Annotated in this window: 15 protein-coding genes; 7 read left to right on the top strand and 8 right to left on the bottom strand. The window is 59.1% G+C overall.

What is annotated here, in order from left to right; genetic code table 11:
• Positions 1 to 22 precede the first annotated feature (22 nt).
• The 8 genes from SH410x_RS03160 to SH410x_RS03125 all read right to left on the bottom strand — a co-directional run bounded on the left by SH410x_RS03160 (position 23) and on the right by SH410x_RS03125 (position 11117).
• Positions 23 to 706: a DUF4956 domain-containing protein gene (locus tag SH410x_RS03160; RefSeq protein ID WP_473674533.1), complete on the bottom strand. Its 684-nt coding sequence runs from the start codon at positions 704 to 706 to the stop codon at positions 23 to 25.
• Positions 699 to 1517, bottom strand: a complete 819-nt coding sequence (locus tag SH410x_RS03155; protein ID WP_473674531.1) for a polyphosphate polymerase domain-containing protein — start codon at positions 1515 to 1517, stop codon at positions 699 to 701. The genes SH410x_RS03160 and SH410x_RS03155 overlap by 8 nt, the downstream gene beginning before the upstream one ends.
• Positions 1514 to 3403 carry a CotH kinase family protein gene (locus SH410x_RS03150; protein WP_473674529.1) on the bottom strand — a complete coding sequence of 630 codons (1890 nt, stop codon included), beginning with the start codon at positions 3401 to 3403 and terminating at the stop codon, positions 1514 to 1516. Before SH410x_RS03150 ends, SH410x_RS03155 begins: the two co-directional genes overlap by 4 nt.
• A 102-nt stretch (positions 3404 to 3505) precedes the next feature.
• Positions 3506 to 5815 carry a serine/threonine protein kinase gene (locus SH410x_RS03145; RefSeq protein ID WP_473674527.1) on the bottom strand — a complete coding sequence of 770 codons (2310 nt, stop codon included), beginning with the start codon at positions 5813 to 5815 and terminating at the stop codon, positions 3506 to 3508.
• The gene (locus SH410x_RS03140; protein ID WP_473674525.1) at positions 5812 to 6450 is read right to left on the bottom strand and encodes a sigma-70 family RNA polymerase sigma factor; all 639 of its coding nucleotides are present in this window, start codon (positions 6448 to 6450) and stop codon (positions 5812 to 5814) included. The genes SH410x_RS03145 and SH410x_RS03140 overlap by 4 nt, the downstream gene beginning before the upstream one ends.
• Positions 6451 to 6591: 141 nt before the next feature.
• Complete coding sequence (gene priA / locus SH410x_RS03135) at positions 6592 to 9135, bottom strand: replication restart helicase PriA (protein ID WP_473674523.1); 2544 nt, start codon at positions 9133 to 9135, stop codon at positions 6592 to 6594.
• Positions 9136 to 9619: 484 nt separating this feature from the next.
• On the bottom strand, positions 9620 to 10033 hold the full coding sequence (locus tag SH410x_RS03130) for a hypothetical protein (RefSeq protein ID WP_473674521.1): 414 nt from the start codon (positions 10031 to 10033) through the stop codon (positions 9620 to 9622).
• Positions 10034 to 10124: 91 nt separating this feature from the next.
• Positions 10125 to 11117 carry a DUF1559 family PulG-like putative transporter gene (locus tag SH410x_RS03125; RefSeq protein WP_473674519.1) on the bottom strand — a complete coding sequence of 331 codons (993 nt, stop codon included), beginning with the start codon at positions 11115 to 11117 and terminating at the stop codon, positions 10125 to 10127.
• Positions 11118 to 11901: 784 nt separating this feature from the next.
• On the opposite strand from SH410x_RS03125, the gene acuI reads away from it, so the two are divergent.
• The 7 genes from acuI (at position 11902) to SH410x_RS03090 (ending at position 21612) form a co-directional block, all read left to right on the top strand.
• The gene (gene acuI, locus SH410x_RS03120; RefSeq protein ID WP_473674517.1) at positions 11902 to 12885 is read left to right on the top strand and encodes an acrylyl-CoA reductase (NADPH); all 984 of its coding nucleotides are present in this window, start codon (positions 11902 to 11904) and stop codon (positions 12883 to 12885) included.
• 207 nt (positions 12886 to 13092) lie between these two features.
• A complete protein-coding gene (locus SH410x_RS03115; protein ID WP_473674515.1) occupies positions 13093 to 13593 on the top strand; it encodes a hypothetical protein in 501 nt (166 codons plus the stop codon).
• Positions 13594 to 13664: 71 nt separating this feature from the next.
• Positions 13665 to 14537 carry a hypothetical protein gene (locus tag SH410x_RS03110; protein WP_473674513.1) on the top strand — a complete coding sequence of 291 codons (873 nt, stop codon included), beginning with the start codon at positions 13665 to 13667 and terminating at the stop codon, positions 14535 to 14537.
• Between the two features lie 345 nt (positions 14538 to 14882).
• The gene (gene rpmG / locus SH410x_RS03105; RefSeq protein ID WP_473674511.1) at positions 14883 to 15047 is read left to right on the top strand and encodes a 50S ribosomal protein L33; all 165 of its coding nucleotides are present in this window, start codon (positions 14883 to 14885) and stop codon (positions 15045 to 15047) included.
• A 9-nt stretch (positions 15048 to 15056) separates the two neighbouring features.
• Positions 15057 to 16817, top strand: coding sequence for a single-stranded-DNA-specific exonuclease RecJ (gene recJ / locus SH410x_RS03100; protein WP_473674509.1), 1761 nt, complete (start codon positions 15057 to 15059; stop codon positions 16815 to 16817).
• Positions 16818 to 17253: 436 nt separating this feature from the next.
• On the top strand, positions 17254 to 20898 hold the full coding sequence (locus SH410x_RS03095; protein ID WP_473674507.1) for a hypothetical protein: 3645 nt from the start codon (positions 17254 to 17256) through the stop codon (positions 20896 to 20898).
• Positions 20899 to 20931: 33 nt separating this feature from the next.
• Positions 20932 to 21612 (top strand): PspA/IM30 family protein, encoded by a 681-nt coding sequence (locus SH410x_RS03090; RefSeq protein ID WP_473674505.1) that lies wholly within the window; start codon positions 20932 to 20934, stop codon positions 21610 to 21612.
• Positions 21613 to 21970: the final 358 nt, after the last annotated feature.

The following is a 21970-nucleotide window of genomic DNA, read 5'->3' as shown; positions in this document are numbered from 1 at the left end:
TGCAAGGTGGCGGAACGGAAATTCAAACCATCTTAGCGGACACCGACTCGACGGTGGGTACTGAGTTGAGGACCGCGACCAGATCGGCGGCATTGGCGTCCTGCTGGGGGACGAGACGGTAGACGAGTTCGAGGGCACCGCCACGGCGGGTGGTTTCAGCGGACGTCAGTTCGTAGCTTTCGGAGAACCGTTCCAACTCCGACTGCCAGCCCTCGGTCGCGCTGAGGCCGACCGTCAACGTCAATCGCCAAGCCGACATGCGTGACATTGACGTGCTCGATTTTGACTCGGCCGCTCTCGTGCCTGAATGGTCGAAGTGCGTAGCGAGTCCCACGACGAGCAACCCCAGACCACTCACCCAGTACTGTCCTGCGCCGACCGCCATCCCAACCACGACGGCGGCCAAAACGAACGCCACGTCGCGGGTTGCCGGTACAGCCGTTCGGAATCGCACAATGGACAGGGCGCCGACGAGACTGAACGCACGCGCGATGTTATCGCCAATAATCTGAGTCGCCATCGCGATGAGAATACTCATCAGGATAAGCGTCAGCGACAGCGTGTCAGCCGTACCGGGAGGTTTGTTCCGTCGATCCATCCAAGCAACGACACATCCACAGAACCAAGCCAGGACTAATCGGGTAGCGAGGACTTGCAGCGTCGGATCCACTTGGGTCGCGGTGACGTTATTGAACCACTCAGGCATTCGTCGCTTCCTCCATACTTGCTACGGAAGCCGGGTGAGATAACGATGTTCGCGAATCCAGATCGGAGGCGGAGGCTCCACGGGCGAGCCCTCCGCAATGCGTCATCGCCGTTCGGTACTTGGAAAACCCTGTTGCTGGAATCGGAAAGGTCCGCAACAGCTCTTTGAAAAGGGGTGGCATCTGATTGTGAAACTTCAACTCGAGAATCTCACAATCCGCAATCGACTCCGACCGATCGGTTGTCGTTCCGGAAACATTCCAACCGTCCGTTGGGCTGGCAGTCATTCGACTGTCAATCGTCAACCGCAAGTTCTCATCGCCTAGCGTTGAGGTGCGTGCAAATCGACGATAGCCGATTTGTATCGCGGGTTGCAGCCGACGGTCGGCAATCCGATCGATGAACCAATCGGCACACCACGGAACACGTCCCGCGTCCCCCTCAACGTCATCGCTGCCGGCCGCTGCGAGTGGGTTGAGGACGGCCATCAGGTCCGATTCAAACACGACGGTGCGATTCTTGCGAACCACCATCTGTTTCTTGCGTTTCGTCTCGACCCATAGTTTCTGCTCGTCGCCATAGCGTCGAATGCGATGCTTGGCCGGGCCGATCACACCCGTTCGATGAAACAAATCAAATTCCGAGGTATCGAGGTACAAGGTGTTGATGTCGTAGCTATCGCCACTAACCACGTTGCAGTTCTCATCGACACCGAGATGATCTCGCGCCCAGTCTTTGACTTGATCCGACAATGCGGCATCGAGCTGAAACTTCATCTCGATACGTTGGATGGCTGGTTGGGAGGGACTCATTTGGACTCCTTCTTTAGCAAATATTCCCGCCGAGCGTCGGCAAACTCTTTCAAATTCATCGCACCATGTCCGCCACGGGCTTGCGGCTGCTCGCTGTCCGATGGTTCACTCTGGGTGGCTGCAACGAACGCTTCATACGAACCCAATTTTCGCGTTTCGGTTTTAACCGCGTCGTCAATGACGGCGGTCGCTTGGGCGACCACCGGACCGAACGTCTCCCAAACGAGCGATTTCTCCGCGAGTTCGCGTAGGTTGCCAAGGTATTGTTCGCGATACTTCGGTACCGCCAATACTTTGCTCCGCAACGGTTTGCTGGCGTCGTCCAGTCCGACCAAGGGATCGAGTTCTACGGGCGAACCGCCCTCACGGTCGCGACGCATTCCCGGTCCTCCCCCACCACGAAACGCTTCGTTCATATCGTGAGGAATGATATGAAATTTGTCGTCCTTATCTAAATAGATGCTGTAGTCGCTCGCACGAATCCAATAGCCGTCCGAATTGATCAGTCCATTGTCGAGAGCCAAGAACCACAGCAATTCATCGACGTCACAAATCGGCTCGAGTGCGGCGGGCAGCTCCTCGGTGGGCGTCTCATCGAGCACACGGCACAACTCGATGAGTTTTGCCAGAGACTTCTTGCCGCCCGATTTTTGCTCGTAGGGATACTGGTAGTTCGCAGGATCTTGACCGCGATAATCAAGGCCACCGCCGCCGCGGGGTGAGCCGCTGACCTTCCAGCGTGCACCCTTATCGCTGCCGTAGTTTTCCTTCACGAAGTCTTTATTGAATTGTTGAACGTTGGTGTACACGCCCCAGTTTTCACCGTTGATCACCACTCGAACAAAGTTGGCTTTGGGGGCAGGGAGATGTTGCCGAGCAATGTGCGAATATAAAACCGTGCTCATCATCGACTCATCGCCACTACCATTGAGCAGGTTCAGTGTCTTGTAACCCATCAGCCGTTGCTCGTCATCGACCAAGTCCAAGGACAGATTCAGCGAGCGTTTGTATCCAGCCGAGACCATGCCATAGGACGACATGCCTCGGAAGTGAATGCCGACCCCTTCGTACGTTTTGCCATCGACCGTTATGGTCGCGGGAACATCGACATCGGTACCGTGAAAATCTTCGAGCTCGGTTTCCCAATCGGTGTTTTCAAAATCGATGAACACGGTTCGAAAGGCGCCGAGGTCGTACAGTTCGCCAGCGATCGGGGCGACCGATGATTTGTCGACCTGGATCCCCTCGGTCGCTGCGGGGCGATTTCCGCCCGGGCCCCCTGGTCCACGTCCACCAGGGCCGCCAGGCCCACGTCCACCGGGGCCGCGTTCACCAGGGCCACCCGGGCCGCGTCCGCGTCCCCCCAAGTCGCCACGATCGCGTTGTCCACCACGCCCACCACGTCCGTCCTGTGCACCGGGGCCCCGATCATTGGGGCCACGATCGTCGGGAGGCCCGAAACCATCCTCTGGGCCAGGCCCACGACCGTCGCGAGGGCGACCATCCGCACCCCCACGCCCTTCACGCTCCATGCCGGGAGGCGGTCCGAAGCCAGGACCGCCAGCGTCACCGGGGCGGCCGGGTCCAACCTCGCCGGGTCCGAATCCACCAGGTCCACCGGGGCCAAATTGACCGGGTCCGCCCGGTCCGCCCGGTCCACCGGGGCCACCGGGAGGGCCACCGAACCCGCGACGCTGTGGTGGGTTCTCTTTCAGGAATGCTCGGGCTTCCTGACGCTCGGCGTTGTTCAACCAACCACTTTGATCAGCGTCGAACTGATCGAGTATCTCGCGGTCTTCGCCACCCATTCCAGGTGGCTGGGCGATTGAGAGTGTCGGTGACCAAGCACCAAATAGGAGGACGAGAAATACATTTCTGATCGACATGGACGGGTCTCGGGGAAACGGGAAAGTAGTTGGTTACTAACCCTGTTGCCCAGCCAACGAAAAACCGCCACAAAAAAGTCCATCGCCCTTTGAGAAAATAGTTCAGCGTGCGAAGGGGCTACCAATGAGTTCGTCCCATTTGGCCCGCTGGGCCGGCGTCAGAATTTCCAGGATCTGATTCACGGTGTTTTGCGTGGCGGCGAATCGTAATAGGTCGAATCGCCATTGACCTCTTTCATCACGACCGGGGCCCTCACGACCCGGCCCCTCACGCCCCGGCCCCTCACGCCCAGGCCCCTCACGACCGGGACCAATCGGCCCGCCCCCTCTGCCGAGAGGACCGCCGAAACGCGGCGGACCGCCACTCCCTGGCCCTTCTTTTCCGTCACCACGGCCAGGTAGGGTGTTCTCGATGATGCGGCTGATTTCGTCGCGTTGTTGGCGGGTTAACCCGAGGGCGGCGACAACTGCCGACGAGGTGAATGTAAACGGCAGCCGTTCCTGCCGCATGATTTGCCGAAGCCGCGTCATCTGCGGCTCCGAAATCTGGTTGGTCACGAACGTGTTGAAATCCTTTGTCAACTCGTTCATCCCTGCGTTCTCCGTCGTCAGGCCGCCGACAACTTGGGTCGCCATCAATCGACGCTGCTCATTGAACTCATCAAACGCGATCACAATCGCATCGGCTTGATCGGGTTCCATCCCGATCTCATGTTGAACGCGCTGGTCAGCGAGTGCACGCAGTGGCGAAATACTCTCCAAGATCTGCAACTCTTCAACCATCTTCGCAACACGATTCGAGGTTGCTTCGAGTTCCTTGGCGAGTGTTGGGTCTTCGGCCCGATCTCGCAAGAAGTCTTGGTAGAACTCCAACGATGCCTCTAAGAAACTACGCCGTACGTCTTGCAAATCGGGCCGGTAGGCCAGTTCGCTCTCACTCAGACGACTGAAGGTATCGACAGCACTGCGGGCCTGCTGAAAACTTCGTTGTGCCTGCATCCGTTGCTGTGTTTCTCGGCCGAGTGCCGAAGCCGTCCGCCGCTGCTCGCGCCAGATCAATAGTGTTGTCGCCAGCAACCCCAACGTCGCCAACAATAAAAATCCGCTCGCGACGGTGACCAAACCACTATTCCGGCGCCGCCACTTACTCGCGCGTTCCCACGCTGTCGGCGGCTTGGCAGCGATGGGCTTGTCGTCCAGCCAGGCCTGCAAGTCCTCAGCCAGTTCGCCAGCGCTGGCGTATCGCTCACCGGGGATCTTGGCAATCGCTTTGCGCACGATGGTGTCGAGCTCAACGGGCAGGGTGGGATCCACCGTGCGTGGGCTGGGCGGGTCATGGAGCGCGACATTGTTCAACATCTCTCGGTAGCCTTCTCCCTGGATTGCAGGCTGCAGCGTCAGCAGTTCGTACAGCGTCACGCCGAGCGAATAGATATCGGTGCGATGATCGAGTTCATCGCGATTGCCCGCCGCCTGTTCAGGGCTCATGTACCGCAGCGTGCCCATGGGATCGCCGGTCCGGGTCAACTGTGTCGCTTCGCTTTGGATCTGCGCGAGACCAAAATCGGTCACCCATATTTTGCCAACAGAATCCAACAGCAGGTTTGCTGGCTTGATATCACGATGGACCACGCCATATTGATGAGCGTGCTCGATCGCCAGAGCAGCCTGATGGGCCATTCGGACGACCGATCGATAGTAGCGGTTCCGGCCCGCGGAACTGTCATTGAGGATCGTTGAATACCGCGCGATCGTGTCATCGGTATTTCTCGAGTCATGACCTCGATCCGCAGGGGCCGATCTCGCCCCTTGCGGATCCCGCTTCACAGACCCCGCCGATCGTTTGTGCCCCCCAGCGGACTGGGCGGAATCACTCTCATTGGTCACCCGCATTTTCTCGATCAATTCGGCCAGCGTCGTGCCATCAATCAATTGCATCGCATAATAATGCACGCCGCGATCGCTACCGACCGCGTAGACCGGAACGATATTGGTGTGGTGGAGCGCCGCCGCCGCGTGAGCCTCGTTGCGAAACCGCTGCAACCTCACCTCGTTCAGCCCCGATGCGAACGGCAGGACTTTCAATGCCACGTGCCGCCCCAGAGAGAGCTGAATCGCTTCGTAAACCACCCCCATGCCACCGCGGCCGAGCTCGCCAACGATCTTGAAATCGCCGATCGGAAGCGCGGTGAACTCCGCGTCCGGTGGCACCATCGTCGCGACCGACTTGGGTGGGGCCGCCCGGTGGACGAGGGCCAAGCCTTCGAGCGATGGTCGCAATTCGTCAGCGATCTCAGCATGCTGTTTCAAAAACTCGGCATGCGCCGGGGCATTGCCCTCATCGAGCATCCGCATGTAATCCTTCACCGCGGCCACCACACGTCCATCGTCGGTGTCATCGTAATTATTCATGATTCGCTCATCGCCGCTTTTAACTTCGCCAATCCACGCACCCACAACTTCTCAACACTATCAACACTGCGACCCATCTGGCTGGCAATCTCGGCAAACGGTAACCCTTCGACGTGCCGCAACACGATCACCTGGCGATAGTCGTCAGGCAAATCCTCCAACGCGCCCGCCAACTGCAATAGGGCTTCGTCGCGAGCGACGTGTTGACTCGGCGACGTCATGTCACCGGCAAGCTGCGACTGCAGGAACCCGGTCGCGCTCGCCATGCTTTGGTCCAATCGCTGTTCCAGACGCGGATCACGCTTCTTGGTCCCCAGGTATTTGCGGACATGCATCGCCAAGATATTGGCGAGAATGCTCCGCAACCAAGCCGCAAACTCCTCGACGGACTCGCCGCGAAATTCAGCGATATTCCCATGTGCGGCCAAGCAGACTTCTTGGGCAATGTCCGACGGATCGGCCTTGCCCTGCATGTGATTGTGAAGCCCGGCGCGGGCCAAGAAGACCAAGAAACGCCGATAGCTATCCAGCAATTCGCCCAACGCCGCGCTGTCACCCGCCCGCGCAGCGTCGATCAAATGCGACAGGTGGTTCGTCGACGGCGAATGGGGTTTGGGTTGAGAATGATCTTTCAAGGTCGGGGTCGCTGCGGGTAGGTGTCATGGGCGCTCACAGAACCTGTTGCGAAAACAATCAACAACCGCCGCGGTAAACGACGATTTTAGCAGTTTTCTCGCTCTGGTTTCTGCGTCCACGAGATCACGCAGCGAATCACCTCACAGCAAATTCACCGGATCGATATCAATCAGAAACTCGATGTCTTCCTTCGGGTCGGTTTTAAAATCAGCCAGTGCGCGGCGAATCGTCTCGCCCACCACAGCCGCTTCGGTAGCCTGCAACAGCAGGTGAAACCGATACTTTCCACGCAGCCGCACGATCGGTGGCGGTGCGGGACCGAGAATGCGGACTTCGCTATTGAGCAAGTCCCGGGCGGATTCCAATCTCGCCAAAATCGCATCGGCCACCGCTTCGGTTTTGTCTTCGATCGGGCCTCGAATGATGATCCTCGCGACGCTACCGAGCGGTGGATAATTGAACTTCCGCCGATTGACCATTTCCTCCTCGACGAAACGCGTGTAATCGTGGCGTGAGGCGGCCTGGATCGCGGGATGCTCCGGCGTGAACGTTTGGACGATCACACGCCCGCCCCGGTCACCTCGCCCCGTCCGCCCAGCGACTTGGGTGACGAGCTGAAACGTGCGTTCGGCGGCGCGGAAGTCGGGGAAATGCAATGCTGAATCCGCATTGATCACACCGACCAACAACACGTTTGGAAAATCGAGACCTTTGGCGATCATCTGGGTCCCGAGCAGAATATCGATCTCGCCGCTGCGGAATTCGGACAACACACGCTGGTGGCTGCCCGGCCGCTTCATCGTATCGCTATCCATCCGGGCAATGTTCGCACCGGGAAACTTCGCTTTGGTCTCGACCTCGAGTTTCTGCGTCCCCAAACCGCCATAGCGAATCCCATCAAATCGACAGGCCGGGCACCACGGCGGGGTGGCGATCGTGTAGTCACAGTAATGGCACATCGCCTTGCCACCGTCACGGTGATGGGTCAGCGGCATGTCGCAGTCGGGACAGGCGACCACGTGACCGCAGGCGGGGCACTGGATCGTGGTCGCGAACCCACGTCGATTCAGCAGCAGAATCGCTTGTCCTTTGTCGCGCAGGGTGTCATCGACAGCCTGTTTGAGCGGCCGGCTGATCGCCCCGCCACCGCCGCGTTCATCGCGAACCCGCAGATCGACGAGCTGAACGTCAGGCATGGGCCGGTTGGCAACGCGGTTGGGCATCGAAATCAGTTCCGCGTGACCGGTCTGAGCTGCGTGCCAAGCCTCCATTGAGGGTGTGGCGGAACCGAGTAGCAGCGGCACGCCGAGCGACATGGCGCGGGCATGAGCGACTTTCCTCGCATGATAGCGAGGCTGTGAGTCTTGCTTGAAAGAGGTATCGTGCTCTTCATCGAGCACGATCAATCCGAGATTCGGCAGCGGTGCGAAGACGGCACTGCGCGGCCCGATGACGACTTGCACCTCACCACGCCGAATCCGTTGCCAATGAAAATGGCGTTCCGACGGGGACATCTGGGAGTGCAGGACAGCGACGGATCCGAATCGACTTTCAAACCGCCCGCGAGTCTGCGGCGTCAGGCTGATTTCAGGCACCATCACGATCGCCGATCCGGCTTGCGAGACAACGTGCTCGATCGCTTTGATATACACCTCCGTTTTCCCGCTGCCGGTCACCCCATGCAGTAGCAGGGTCCGGCCCCGGCCACTATCGACAGCCGCGTTGATCCGCTCCAGTGCATTGGTCTGTTGCTCGGTGAGCTCGTGACTCTGGTCCGTTTCTCCGTCATTCTGTTGAGCGAGAATACGAATCCCCGAGTGCATCTCACGGCGCACTTCAGGCACGATCATCCCCTTCTTCTTCAGCCGCCGGATCGGATCTTCGGTGCACTCGGCGCCCACGGCGAGCTCAGCCGCCGTCATCGCTCGGCCGGACGAGATCAGTAACCGCATCGCAACCTGCTGCTTCGCCGGCAGTTTTTCGATGTCGGCATCGGGCAGATTTTTCGCTGGCGTGAAGTACGTCGTTTTCTTCGTGCCCGCGCCCGAGCGGACGCTCGATGGGATTAACGTGTCAAACACCTGACCGGCTGGCACCTGGTAGTAGTGACTCATCCACATCACCAGCCGCACCAGCGCCGAGTCGCATAAGGGCGCATCGTCGAGACACTCGGCCACATCACGCAGCTTGCGGTGCAAGGCCGTGCCCTTCTTGACGCCCACGCACCAACCCGGCGTCGACTTCTTGCGATGCCCCAACGGCACGGCCACTCGCATCCCCGGCTTGAGTTCGTCCAGCATCGAATCGGGAATGCGGTAGTCGTAGGGTCCATGGGGCGAGCGGGGGAAGACGATCGACGCCAACATCACGTCGTCTTCGATGGCGAGTTCCCATGGCGGCGGATCGGTCTCGAATAGTTCCGCCTGCGCCGCATCCTCGCGCTCGGGCTGACTTGCCGAGGATTTCCCGAACGCGGAGAGTTCCGGCAGCAATTCCCCCAAATCATCCAACCCGCCGAGGTCATCGAGCGAGTTGTGTTCGTCTGTCTCTTCGGCAGAGTCATCGGCGGGCAGAGGAGGCGACACGGGCAATCCAGACGGGCGGCGGGCAGCCGGCGGAGACAAGACGAGTGGTTCGACGCCTAGATCATCCGGGAGGACGGGCAGTGAATCAAGTGTTGGCATGTCAGAACTCCGCGAAACCAAGGAAAGTGGGCTCGAATGGAGTATCGTCTGGGCCGGTGACACCTTTGGTCACTCCGTTCTCGCCCCCGCTCCGGTCCCCCCCGCTCAGTTCGACTGCCCCATCCCCGCCAGGGCAGCGTCTCTGGCTGCGAGCCGAGCGCACTCTTGGCACCGATTACTTGCTGTTCCAGCTACGATTCCGGTATTTCAACGGGAATCAGCAAGCGGACCGATCGCAAATTCAAACAAGAAATCGAGATTTGGCCGCCCTCAGGGCCACCCATCGTGGCTTGCTCGGTACGCCCACTGCTCGCTCGACTGTGGATTTAGGAACGAGCGGGAAATGACTGTCTGATCTCGTGGCCGAACGCTCCGCAGCCGAAATTCGCCCGGCAATGCTGAGCCGAATGCCGTAAGGCATCGGGTGACACCAGCCACCCGGCCGCTCATGCGACTCGGCTCATGATATCAACTCGCCGCTTGGCTACTTAGAATCGATCAAGTCGAAGTCGAGTGCGTTTCCGCCCTCGGGCACCTCAGCGGTCAGTTCCGAACGAGAATTGTATTTCTGTGGGATGTACATCTCGCCCATCGGTGACTTTTCGCCGGGGTTGGACTCATCGAACTTACCCGCTTTCAGCCTTGAGGCGCGAACGGCGACCTGCATCGGCCCAGTGGCCGTCTCTACCGCATACTTGCCGTCTTCGATTACGCCGCTGAAACTTCGCTGGTCACCCGAGATCGATCGGAATTGAATCCGGCCGACCTCAATGGGCTTGCCGTTAAACGTCACGGTCCCAGTCACCGGCTCCAGATCCATCTCGCTGCCACTTGGGCAACCGGCCAGTATTGGCAGCGTCATAAATAACGTAAGACAACAAACTACATTCGTATTCATCAGTCTAGGATCTCAACAGTAAGAAATGTTTATAGAGTTAGAAAACTGTCTTGTCGTACGATCAACACAAGTTGGAGCGAGTGGCTGCCACTCAGAACTCTTTGATCGTGTGGCCGTCGGCACGGTTGCCCAAGTCACGCCAGATCTGCCGTTCGATTGATTCGGTAACAAACCGGACTGACCCATCACAGAGTGCCGTCAAAACGCCACCACTATGGTGGCTGCGTGCAAAGTTCCACCTACCAACCAGCCCGTCAGCATTTCCATTCTCACAAGGCGATTTTGGAAAAGTAGTGCTCTTACAAGAATAGACCCGGTCGGGAACGGATGTATTAGGAGGTTCTGCCGCGGAGAACCCGAAGGAACCGTGGGGCGCACCACCCCAATAGCCACCCATGCCACCCCAACCCCCGCCGTTCCCACCGCGAATAATCGTCTCGCTGGCGAGCAGGGTATTGGAAGTTCCATCGAGACAGGCATTGAACCGAAAAGGCTTGTTCTCACCGAACATCCCGCCCGCATCCGCCTGCACCACGTTGATTTGTGCCGGAGTAATTCCTCCGTTCAGGTCCTGGGGCTCCGTACCGCCACCTGCGCAAACACCATAACTTCCTTGAAATCCATTATCGGATCCACCGCCGCCGAGCGCGGGACCAGCGGGATCCGAGGGGCACATGAAGGCTGGAACTGCAATCCCTGCCAACTCGACGGGCAAACGATGAATCCATTCCGCGTCATAGACACTGTAAATGGTGGCCGCATTCTGATAGTTCTCCGCATATGCCTGCTGTTCAATGAACGGAAGCAAATTCTGGTACCAGCAATCTCGCTTATGACTCACAGACTTTGATGAGCTGAGGTGACCATATGGGAAGCTACGGAAGGCATCGTGATAATTATGCATTGCGAGACCGAGCTGTTTCATGTTATTCGAACAACTCATTCGTCGAGCCGCTTCGCGAGCTGACTGGACCGCCGGCAATAGCAATCCTACTAACACCCCGATAATGGCAATGACCACGAGCAGTTCAACAAGCGTGAACGCTCCTCTTTTTCTATTGATGCGACGACAACAACTAAACATAACAATCCTTCAATTGATTTTGATAGAACGGATCAACGATCCATAGCGAATAGGATGCAGTACTCGGCAGCCGCACGTTCCTCCTGACGCGGCCGCATGGAGGGAGTCATTGCGTTGCTTAGTTGTCAGATCGGCTTATGCAATTCGAGCGCCATTTCTATGTCGCGTCCCCAATCGGCCCCGGGAGAACGCATCGCCAACGATGACTAACGGCAGAGATGAAACCACTGTGAAGACCAGGAGATGCCCTGCATCCCCGCAACAAAAATCGTTTTTTAAGAATTCTCCGTTAGCAGGCCACGCCAAAATCACTTGCACCGCTGCGCTATCCGCATCGAAAATCTTCGTGGTGCACAGGAAACCGGCAGCGATTGCTCACTAGCCGTGCATACCGCAGCAAGTCGAATCCCTGCGAGGTAAGGGGGATCAACTGGGCACATCGGATAAACGCTCATTTCCCGAAGTGGGCAGCGAACGAGCGAATCAACCACGCACAGATCACCGAGGAAGATATCGAGAAAAAGGGCTCATCGGGCGGGCGGATGAGCCAGAAAACATCATTGAACGGTGTGCCCAGCGGGCCGCGATCTGGATGGCGGAGGCGTGAGGGCGGTGCGCATCCGGTTGAACGAACGAACTTCCTCTCGGGTGGTTACCAGGATCGCGGTGACATCCCAAAATGCAATCACTCTGATTCAATCGAATGCGGTCCGTTGGCGACCGCTACCGTTCGGAAAAAGCCGTCCAACGTATGTATCCCCCAGCATCGAGGAACACAAATCTCATGTTCAAAGGCATTCTCATTCGGAAAGACGAGGCAGCCTATCACGCGTCACTGACGGACCTCGATGAGGAGCAGTTGCCCCCCGGTGATGTCACGGTTCGGGTGAGTCATTCGACGCTGAACTACAAGGACGCGTTGGCCATCACGGGCAAGGGGCCGGTGGTGCGAAAGTTCCCGATGGTTCCCGGCATCGATCTGGCCGGGATCGTCGAGCACTCGACCCATTCCGAATACAATCCCGGTGACGTGGTGATTCTCAATGGTTGGGGAGTCGGTGAAAAACACTGGGGCGGACTGGCCCAGAAGGCACGTGTCAACGGAGACTGGCTGGTGCCGCTGCGGGGGCGATTCACACCGCAGCAGGCGATGGCCATCGGCACCGCTGGCTATACCGCAATGCTTTGCGTGCTGGCACTGGAGCGGCATGGAGTGAAGCCGGAGCACGGAGAGATCCTCGTGACCGGCGCGGCCGGTGGCGTCGGCAGCGTGGCGACGGCAGTCCTCACCAAGCTCGGTTTTACCGTCGTCGCGGTGAGTGGACGGCCAGAGGAAGCCGACTACATCAAGAGTTTGGGCGCAGCAGAGATACTCGACCGCGCGATGTTCGCGTCACCAGGCAAGCCACTGGGCGCCGAGCGTTGGGCAGGGGCGATCGATGTCGTCGGCAGTCACACGCTGGCCAACGTTTGCGCGACGACCCGATACCGAGGAGTCGTCACTGCCTGCGGACTGGCCGGCGGCATGGACTTTCCTGCGACGGTCGCGCCCTTCATCCTGCGTGGCATAACGCTCGCTGGCATTGACAGCGTGATGTGCCCGCGACTGGAGCGTCTCGAAGCGTGGCGACGTCTAAGTCTCGATCTCGATGTCTCGAAGCTGGCCTCGATCGGCAACCAAGTTGGCCTGACCGAACTCATTCCGCTCGCAACGAAGATGCTCAATGGAGAAGTGAGGGGCCGTGTGGTCGTGGACGTGAACGGCTGAGTGACGGAGCAGACAATCAGTGGACATCCGGTGTCCCAAAAACTATCTTGCTGTGGGTGCCGTTCCCTGGACGCGCGCCGTACAGGTTCGATCTGGATACGACAGCACTTGAAAAAACCACCATTCACCTGACGCGGTGAACGCTGATGGGTTTCCACTCGGCAAAAGCATGCTTCCGTCGGATGAACCTTTTTTTTGAGCATCCCCATGTCAAATACCAATCTCACACCCACAAACCGGGCGATGTGGCGTGCCTACGCCATCGCTCCGGCGGTCACGCCGATCGCCTTTTTTGTCCTGTTGGTTGCCGTTGGCGCAATCGCGACGGCCGCGGGTGCTGAAATCAATCCCGCCGCATTTCTTGTCCTCCCCGTGCTAGCTTTCACGGTCGGTCTGGCGGCGTGCTATCTCGTTGCGGCATTGATCGGTATGCCGATTGCATTCTATCTTCGACGCCGAAACTCACTCAACGCATTCACGATCCATGCTTCGGCGTGCTGCTGGGGAGTCCTGTTTTCGGTTTTTTGTGCGTCCGCATCGGTGGGGGGGAAATGGAGCGGTATCCCATGGATTGCCGCCTATTTCTGCGTTGGTGTTGTCCCCCCTGTCATGCTGTCTGGTACTGCATTCTGGGCATTACTAGGCAGGATTCCGCCTGCCGATGCCAGCGACGTGTCACCATCCGTTAGCTCCTCACGTCCGATTTAGAACCCTACGATCGATCGCGGTCCCGCGAGCAGGCTGAACGAATCGTTTCTATCGACAGGAGAACATCCACATTGCTCGAGCGACGCAACGGTGACACGATGCCGAATCAAACGGCAGCTGACGTCGGTTCGCAACCCAGGAGGATCGGTGCGCAGGCTCGGTTGATCGAGGCGTGGGGATTCGGCACTTGGCGTTGCCTGTGGAAACCGGCTCAGCTGAATTGGTGGATCGCGACGGTCTTTGCCCTGGGGTCGCTACTTTTTATCATCGCCAGCAGTTTGAGCCTCTCCACTGAACTGGCCAAAGCGTTGTCGTTGAGCACGTGGGAGGTCAATGCGATCTTTTTTGCCGGCTCAATTCCTTTCACCTCCGCCGCCTTCCTGCAGTTTTACCAGTCCGCCAGTACGGCAGACGCCGGCACTGCGGTGCCTCGGAAATACCGCAGAACGCTGTTTCGCTGGCGTCCCGACAATATCGACTGGCTGAGCAGCGGGTTGCAGTTGATCGGCACGATCCTGTTCAACTTCGACACTTTTGACGCCATGCGAACTTGGCCGAATGGGTTCCAACGGGAGCTGGCAATTTGGGTCCCCAATCTTGTTGGCAGCGTTCTATTTCTGACGTCGGGTTATTTGGCATGGATCCAAACGTGCCATGGGTACTGGGCATGGCAGCCGGCGAGTATTTCTTACTGGGTGGCGTTGATGAACCTACTGGGTTGTACCGGATTCATGGTCTCGGCCTTATTCGCCAATGCCCTTCCCGCGTCGCATCCATGGTGCGCGACGACATCGGTCCTGTTCACGCTATTCGGTGCGGTCGGATTTTTCATCGGCTCGATATTGATGCTGCCGGAAATGGCTGTTGCCACTGCATTGCCGCCCGTTGGCGAATCGCCCGACAAACCGAGCCCGGTGCCAAGCCAATGCAGTGCACGAGGGTAGGGCGGCGTTGCCAATGGAGATTCGGGTGCCCGCTCGTGTGCACCAGGTTGGCTTGGACGATAGCTCTGTTCCCCATCATGCATGGCGCGGTGGGGACAGGGTGAGGTGGGGACAGGGTGCGGTGGGGACAGACAGGGTCGGCGGGGGGGAGATCGCGACGGGCGGCGGCCGTGGACCATTTCCCCCAATCGACCATTGGGCCGATTCGGTCCGATTGGCGCCGGCGCGTGCCCTAAAAAACTCGTGAAAATTCACGGGTTGCCAGAAACACGGTCGACAGATCATACTTCCGGGCCAAACTGGCATATTTCAAATCCCCCACTCTCCACCCACGCCCGCATTTCGATGGCAAAAAGCAAGAAAAAAGCCGATACCGTCTTCCTCGTCTGTGAAGAAACCGGCCACTACAACTACACCCTCCAACGGAAACCTGGCGGCGAAAAGCTCCGGTTGAAGAAGTACAACCCACACGTCCGCAAGCACACCTGGCACGTCGAAAAGAAGAAATAGGCTGCCGGAATGAAGCGGCAATGGCGGATCACTCCGCACGACGCACCGTTGGTCGAGCAATTGATTCGCACGTCGGGACTCGCTCCCGTCGTCGCCCAATTGTTGGTCAGCCGCGGTGTTTACACGTCCGACGATGCCGCTGCGTTTCTGGAGACCAAGCTCACCAACCTGCGTGATCCGCAAGAATTGCCGGGGATCCCCGAGGCGACTGCCTTGTTGCTCGCGGCGATCGAAGCCCAAACGCCGGTCGTGATCTATGGCGATTACGACGCCGACGGCATGACGGCGGCTGCGATCATGGTCAACGCGTTGCGGCTGCTCGGTGCAGACGTGAGTTACTACGTGCCCAATCGGCTCGAAGAGGGCTATGGGCTCAACGAGGATGCGATCCGCACACTGCACACCCGTGGCAAAAAAATCATTGTCTCGGTCGATTGCGGGATCACCAGCACCGGGTGCGCGAGGCTGTGCCGGGAACTCGATCTGACATTGATCGTCACAGATCACCACCAGATGGGGAGCGAATTGCCCGACGCTGCGGCGATCGTCCACCCACGCTTGCCAGGCACCGCCTATCCATTCGGCGAACTCTGCGGTGCGGGCGTGGCGTTTAAATTGGCGTGGTCGCTGTGCCAAGCCAAAGCCGGTCAGAAAAAGGTCACGCCGCCGATGAAACGGCTGCTCATGCAGTCGCTTGCCCTCGCCGCGATCGGCACGATCGCTGACGTCGTACCGCTGATTGACGAAAACCGGGTGCTGGTCACTCACGGCCTCAAAACCTTGCAAACCGATCCGTTGCCGGGACTGGCCGAATTGATGAAGCTGACAAAGCTCGATCAAGTCTCCGAGTTGACAACTGAGAACGTCGCATTCACACTCGCCCCGCGACTCAACGCTGCCGGCCGACTCGGCCAAGCCCAGCTCGGGATCGAGCTGATGACGATCGAAGCGGGTGAGCGAGCCAAGATGCTGGCCGAATATATCGATGGGCTCAACGGCACCCGCGACACGTTGCAGCGGAGTGTTCAGCTCGCCGCTCAAAAACAGATTAAAGAGCAGTTTGACGCCGAGGCCGACGCCGCGCTCGTGCTCGATGGCGTGGGCTGGCACGCGGGCGTGATCGGTGTCGTCGCCGGACGACTCGCCGAGCAGTATGCCAAGCCCGTGATCGTTCTCTCGCTCGACCAAGCCGGCAAGTCCGACGCGGTCGGCTCGGGACGCGTGGGCGGGACGGGGATCAATTTGTTCGAGGCTTTACAGGAGTGCGAAAACCGACTCGTCCGGTTCGGCGGGCACCCTGCAGCGGGCGGCTTGACGATTACCGAATCGGAGATCGAAGCCTTTCGTGGGGACTTCTGCGAAGCGGTCGCGCGGCAGTGGGCGGAGGAGGAGATTGAACCGGCGATCCAGATCGATGCGGAAGCACCGCTTGGTCAACTCAATCTGCACATCATGAGCCAAATCGAAACCATGGCCCCCTTCGGCGCCGGCAACCCCCGACCGATCTTGATGGGTCGGGGTGTCGAACTGGCCGAGCCGGCCAAGAAGATGGGCAAGAGCGAGCGACACCTCACAGTGCGGCTCAAACAGGGTGACAAGGTCATCCGCGGTGTGGCCTTTGGTGCCGCCGATTGGTGCGATCCGCTCAATGACTGTGCGGGTCCCATCGAGATCGCTTACCGCCCCGTCATCAACGAGTTCCGCGGCTACAAAAGTGTCGAGATCCATCTCGTCGACTGGCGCGAGCAAGCCCCTTCCTCGGTTCGCTAAGCATCTGCGAATAGGTTCTTGGATAGACCCCAGAAATTAGCCGATGGACGCAAGAGAAAATCTGCGCTGCCACCTCAGCTGAACTGCCGTCAAACGCCTCGCAGGCTGCTGATCTAGCCGAAGTCCGACCGGCTATGGTGAGCCGCAGGGCATCGGGCAGCGCGAGCCCCCCAGTCGCTCAGGCGACTCGGCTCAAAAAATCAACACGCCGCCAAGCGAAGATTCGTGGCGTCTCATTGAAAGCGCCCGCCAGACGACTCTGCCCGCCTGAGCTGAAAAACGGCTCTGTCCGCCTAAGCGGATCCAGGCACCCTCCTCAGGACGAGCCGAGCCGCCGGTCGACAATATCACGACACCCGCGCAGCATCCGGTGCAGGGCAGGCTCTGGGAAGCTATCGCACTTCCCCCCCCTCTCCAGCCCCGCAGGTCAACGGCCATGGCTACCGATGCACAACCAAGCGATCTCGCTGAACCACCTCCCCAACACAAGCAGCGAGCGTCGGCGCTCGAGCGACTGATCGACAGTTTCTTGCAGGAATCGAGTATCCAGTGGATGCTCGTCATTGGGGCGGCAATCATCTCGGCGTCGTCGCTGATGCTCGTCACACGACAGTGGGCGAGCCTGCCGGTCACGCTCAAATTCTTGACCATTCTCGGCTATACCGCGGGCATCTACGCGGCAGCGGAATATTGCGGGCGGCGGATGCGACTCAATGCGACCGCGCAAGTACTTCGATGCTTGACATTGGTCCTGATCCCGATCGTTTTTTTGTCCCTGGCGTGGCTGACCGGTGATTCGCTCTCACTGAGCTACTCGGCGATGACGTTCCTGCTGCTCGTGCCAGCAACGGGATTCATGGTATTTGCCAGCGGTCGAATTTTTTCGCATTGGTTACACGGCCGGCAAGTTGCCTTTGCCGCCGCCTACATGCTGCTGTGTCTGGCCGGCGCGATGCCGGTCATCAACACGACCTGGCTCGCCGTGCTGTTCTCAGCCGGCTTCTGGCTGGTGATGACGATCGGTGTCGTGAGAGTCAACCGCCATATCTTTTGGTTGACAGAGGAACATCACCTGCCACGCGTGTTTGGTTTTCTGCCGATCGCGATTCTGGCGACTCAGTGTGTGGTCCTGCTCGCTACGAAAACGATTGGCGCGGTGCCCTTTCACTGGCTCGGCTTGGGGCTCGTGATGCTGGCGGGAACCATGCTGTTAACCACCAAAACAATCGCAGACGTCTTTCGTCAACGCACCGGCAACCTGGTCCATCCATTGCCCTGGTCGATTGTCGCTCCGCTATTGGTTGGACTCACGCTGACGGCGGTCGGCGTATTACTTTCGTTCCATGGGTTCTCATTCTCCGGGGCAGCGACTCGCGCCGTTGTGCCGACGGCGATCATGGCGGCGGGCCTGATGCTCACCATCGGCCGCGACACGCGGCATCGTGGATTCGTGTGGGTGGGATTGATCCTGGTCGCGATCGCGTATCAGTCATGCCCAACGCTGCTCGGTGACCTGGTTGAGACTCTTAAATCAAGTGCCGCATCGGCAGTTCGGGAGGACCGCCTGCCGGTTGCCTTTTACGGGCTGACGTATCTACCTCTGCTAGCCGGGTTCTCACTGGCGAGCCGATCGTTGGGGCGGCACGATCGCAGCGAATTCCAAGTACCGCTTAAACAGTTCGTCAGCGGCATGTCGGTATTCCTATCACTGCTCTCACTCATCAACCTCAAGGCAGCGTTCGTCGTCAGTGCCGCCAGCACCGTCGCCTTCGTGTTCCATAGCATCGTGCTGCGCGACCGTCGCTTCATACTCGCTGCGATCGGCTGCCTCATCCTTACTGTCGTCACGGCGATTCCCTTCGCTGGTGCCATGGACATTGCCCAAGGTGATCCGCGTTGGTCATTTGTCGGCCTGAGCCTGCTCGGACTTGTTCTCAGCAGCACGCCTGCGCTGGATCGATTTCTCAGCACGCCATTGTTTGACCAGCGTGAACCGGTCACATGGTTTTGCCGCACCGGTCAAGCGATCACGGTCGCGACCAGCGTCTTCTGGGTCGGCAGCATTTTGACGCGGACGGACGCGTCGACGCTTCCCATCCTCGATGGACTGGATTGGATCGTGATGGGCGTCGTCACCACTTCGCTGGGCCTACTCACCATTCGGCTGCAGAACTATCTCAGTGGAATGTGGACGTGGTGGATCATCTTGGGCGCCGCGGGGCTATCCGTGGCCAATCTCGTCCCGAACGCCGAGGTAATGCTGTCCGCGTGCTCCATCGCCGCGGGGGTCACGACCCTCGTCACGCACCTCACCCTGCGGGCGTGCCGAATCGATGCTTCGGCACAGCGATTCCTGGCGTACCATACACGCAGCCAGAACTTTCGTTGTCCCACGCCTGCTGCCGCCGTGTTGCTGCCGCTGGCCGATCTCACGCTGGTTGCATTCTCGCTCGCTGGCGCCTTCTTTTTCCTACCGACGCTACTGTGGGCGACGATCACCCTCGACGTTTCCATCCTGCCCCTGGGATGGAGCATCGTTGCTGCCCTCATCGCAATCGGCACGAGTGTGTTTCGCAGCACCTTGGCCACAACGACGGCTCTGCTCGTTGGCCCTATCATCGCGGGCATCAGCATTGGGGTGATGATGCCTCAGTGGTTCAGCTACGAAGCCTTGCCGCTGGCTTATGCGGTGAGCTCCGCGGGAATGCTTGCAATTGCCGTTCACGGTAACCGCGTCCGCGAGCCGCTAGCGATCGCCGTCAGTTCGATGTGGTTAGCCACGGTCGCGCCGCTGGCGATTCTGTATGTGTCGCCACTGGTGCTCGCCAGTTCGACTGTGGCGATACTCGCCATGTTGGTACTCCATCGCCGCTTTGCCCGCAATCTCGCGAAACACCGCACCGGCCTGGCGATCCTGGCGAGCATTCAGGCGATCCAGTCCGCATCCATGCTCGCCGGTTTCCGCGGGTTCATCTTCACACTGCCCACCAGCCCCTTGGTCGTGCCAGCCTGTGTGTGGATGCTGGCCGCTACCGTCGCTGCGGTGATTGTGTTTGAGTGCTGCGAAGCGAAGCTGGACGCGGCCGCGAGTCGGCTGTGGAGCCTGGCGTTGCGAGCATTCGCGTTATTCTTCTTTGTCGTATGCCTGGGTTCAGCGGGCTTTGCCGGGTACGAGCGAGCCATCATCATCGGATCGCTCGTCATGGCCGCTGGTGTCGAGTGCCACGCCGCCCTACGCCGCCAACTCGAGGAGCACGTGTGGGGCATGTGCGCGATCGCCGGAATGATGGTGATGTGGTTTCACTGGCACCAACCGATCCCCGCCCCCCACGAGCTACTGCAGTTGCTGTGCGTTTCGGTAGCAGCCGGTTTGCTCGTCTTCGCTCGACGGGTCACCGACCATGCACGACTGCATGTGTTTGTTCGCACCGCCACCGTGGCCGGTCTCATCCTGCCCTTGTTCGCGATGCTATGGAGCTTATTTGAATCCGCCCACGGGCCGACCGAACTGTTGACCATCTTCGCTGCTGCGGCGACTTGGTTCGCCTACGGACGCGTCTACGCGAAGCGCCAGTATGTGGTGGGCGCGGCGGCGATGCTGAACGCTGGGCTGTGCACGTTATTCGTATCCTGGTCACTGACCGACCCCCAGATGTACCTGATTCCGATTGGATTGACGGTGATCGGACTGGTCGAACTCCTTCGCATGGACATTCCGCAGTCGGCTCATGATCCGCTGCGTTATCTCGGCGGCCTGGCAATCCTGGTGTCACCCTGCTTTGAAATTCTCGGCGGCAGCTGGCTGCACATCGTTTCGCTGATGATCTTGTCCGTTTTGGTAATTTTGCTCGCGATTGGTTTGCGACTACGGGCTCTCATTCATGCAGGTACGGCGTTCTTATGCGTCGACTTGGTCGCGATGGTGATCCGATCCTCGATCGATCATCCCGGCATGCTGTGGGTGACCGGATTGGTCGTCGGAGCATCCGTGATCGCGATGGGTGCGATGTGCGAGCACTATCGCGAGAGCTTGCTCAGCCGGATCCGAATCCTCAGCGATGAACTGTCGACGTGGCAGTAAGAATGAAATCCCCCCCCTTTTTGGAGAGTTCCCATGAAATGGTTTTCCCAGTTCAGCTTAATCATGCGTTCGAACATCACCTCGTTGTGTGAGAATGTCGAGAATCCCGAACGGATGCTGCACCAACTCATTTTGGACATGCAGGACGAGCTTGCGCGAGTGAAGCAGTCCGTCGCCGAAGCAATCGCGGACGAAATCCTGATGCGAAAAACGGTCGAGCGTGAACATGCCGAAGTCACGGTGTGGTCCGACCGCGCCGCCGCGGCGGTCCAACGCGGTGACGACGAGTCGGCCAAGGCAGCGATCAAACAGCAACTGGCGGCCAAGACACGCGCCGATCAGTACGCCCGCGAACATGCCTCGCAAGCATTCGAGGTTCATAAACTGCAAGACTCAGTCCGCAATCTGGAGGACAAAATTCGCCAGGCCAGACAGAAGAAGACACTACTCAGTGCGAAACTGGCGCGGGCCTCGACGACGAACAAGATCAACTCCGTGATCGACCGCGCCGACAGCCAATCGGCCTTCGCCCAGTTCAATCGATTGCAAGAGCGAGTCGACCGCGAGGAAGCCGTCAGCGAAGCCTGGCAACGCCTCGACGGCGACCCTAACGAATGCGATGACCTACAGCGACGCTTCGAGCGAGAGGAACAAGAGCAAGAGCTCAGCGAAGAACTGGCCAGCCTCAAGGCACGCATGCAAGCGGCCGAGTAAACTGACCGGGGTCATTCATTCCGCGTCACCCCATTAGCCGCAGGGGCGTGAGCCATTTCGGGAACTGATGCCCACGGCTAGCAGACGATTAATTTAGGATCATCCACCGGAAGCGTGCGCCGGAGGTTTTGGAGGATCGCGGTAGGGACGACTGCTTCCAGCCGCCATCCCATCCAGGAAGTGACTGAGGGACACAGGGAAGTGACTGAGGGACACAGCACATTTCACTCGCTGAGGACGTGACTGAGGGACACAGCACACTTCACTCGCAGTTGTCTCGCCGCCATGAATGACGAGCCGTGCAGAGGCTGCGAAGCCTAGCGGAGCTGCAAATTTTCATGGATGTCGCCCTCGCATC

The organism is Rhodopirellula sp. SH410 (assembly GCF_055811895.1).
The sequence above is the reverse complement of the archived record's forward strand: the minus strand, read 5'-3'. Positions and strand labels throughout refer to the sequence as shown.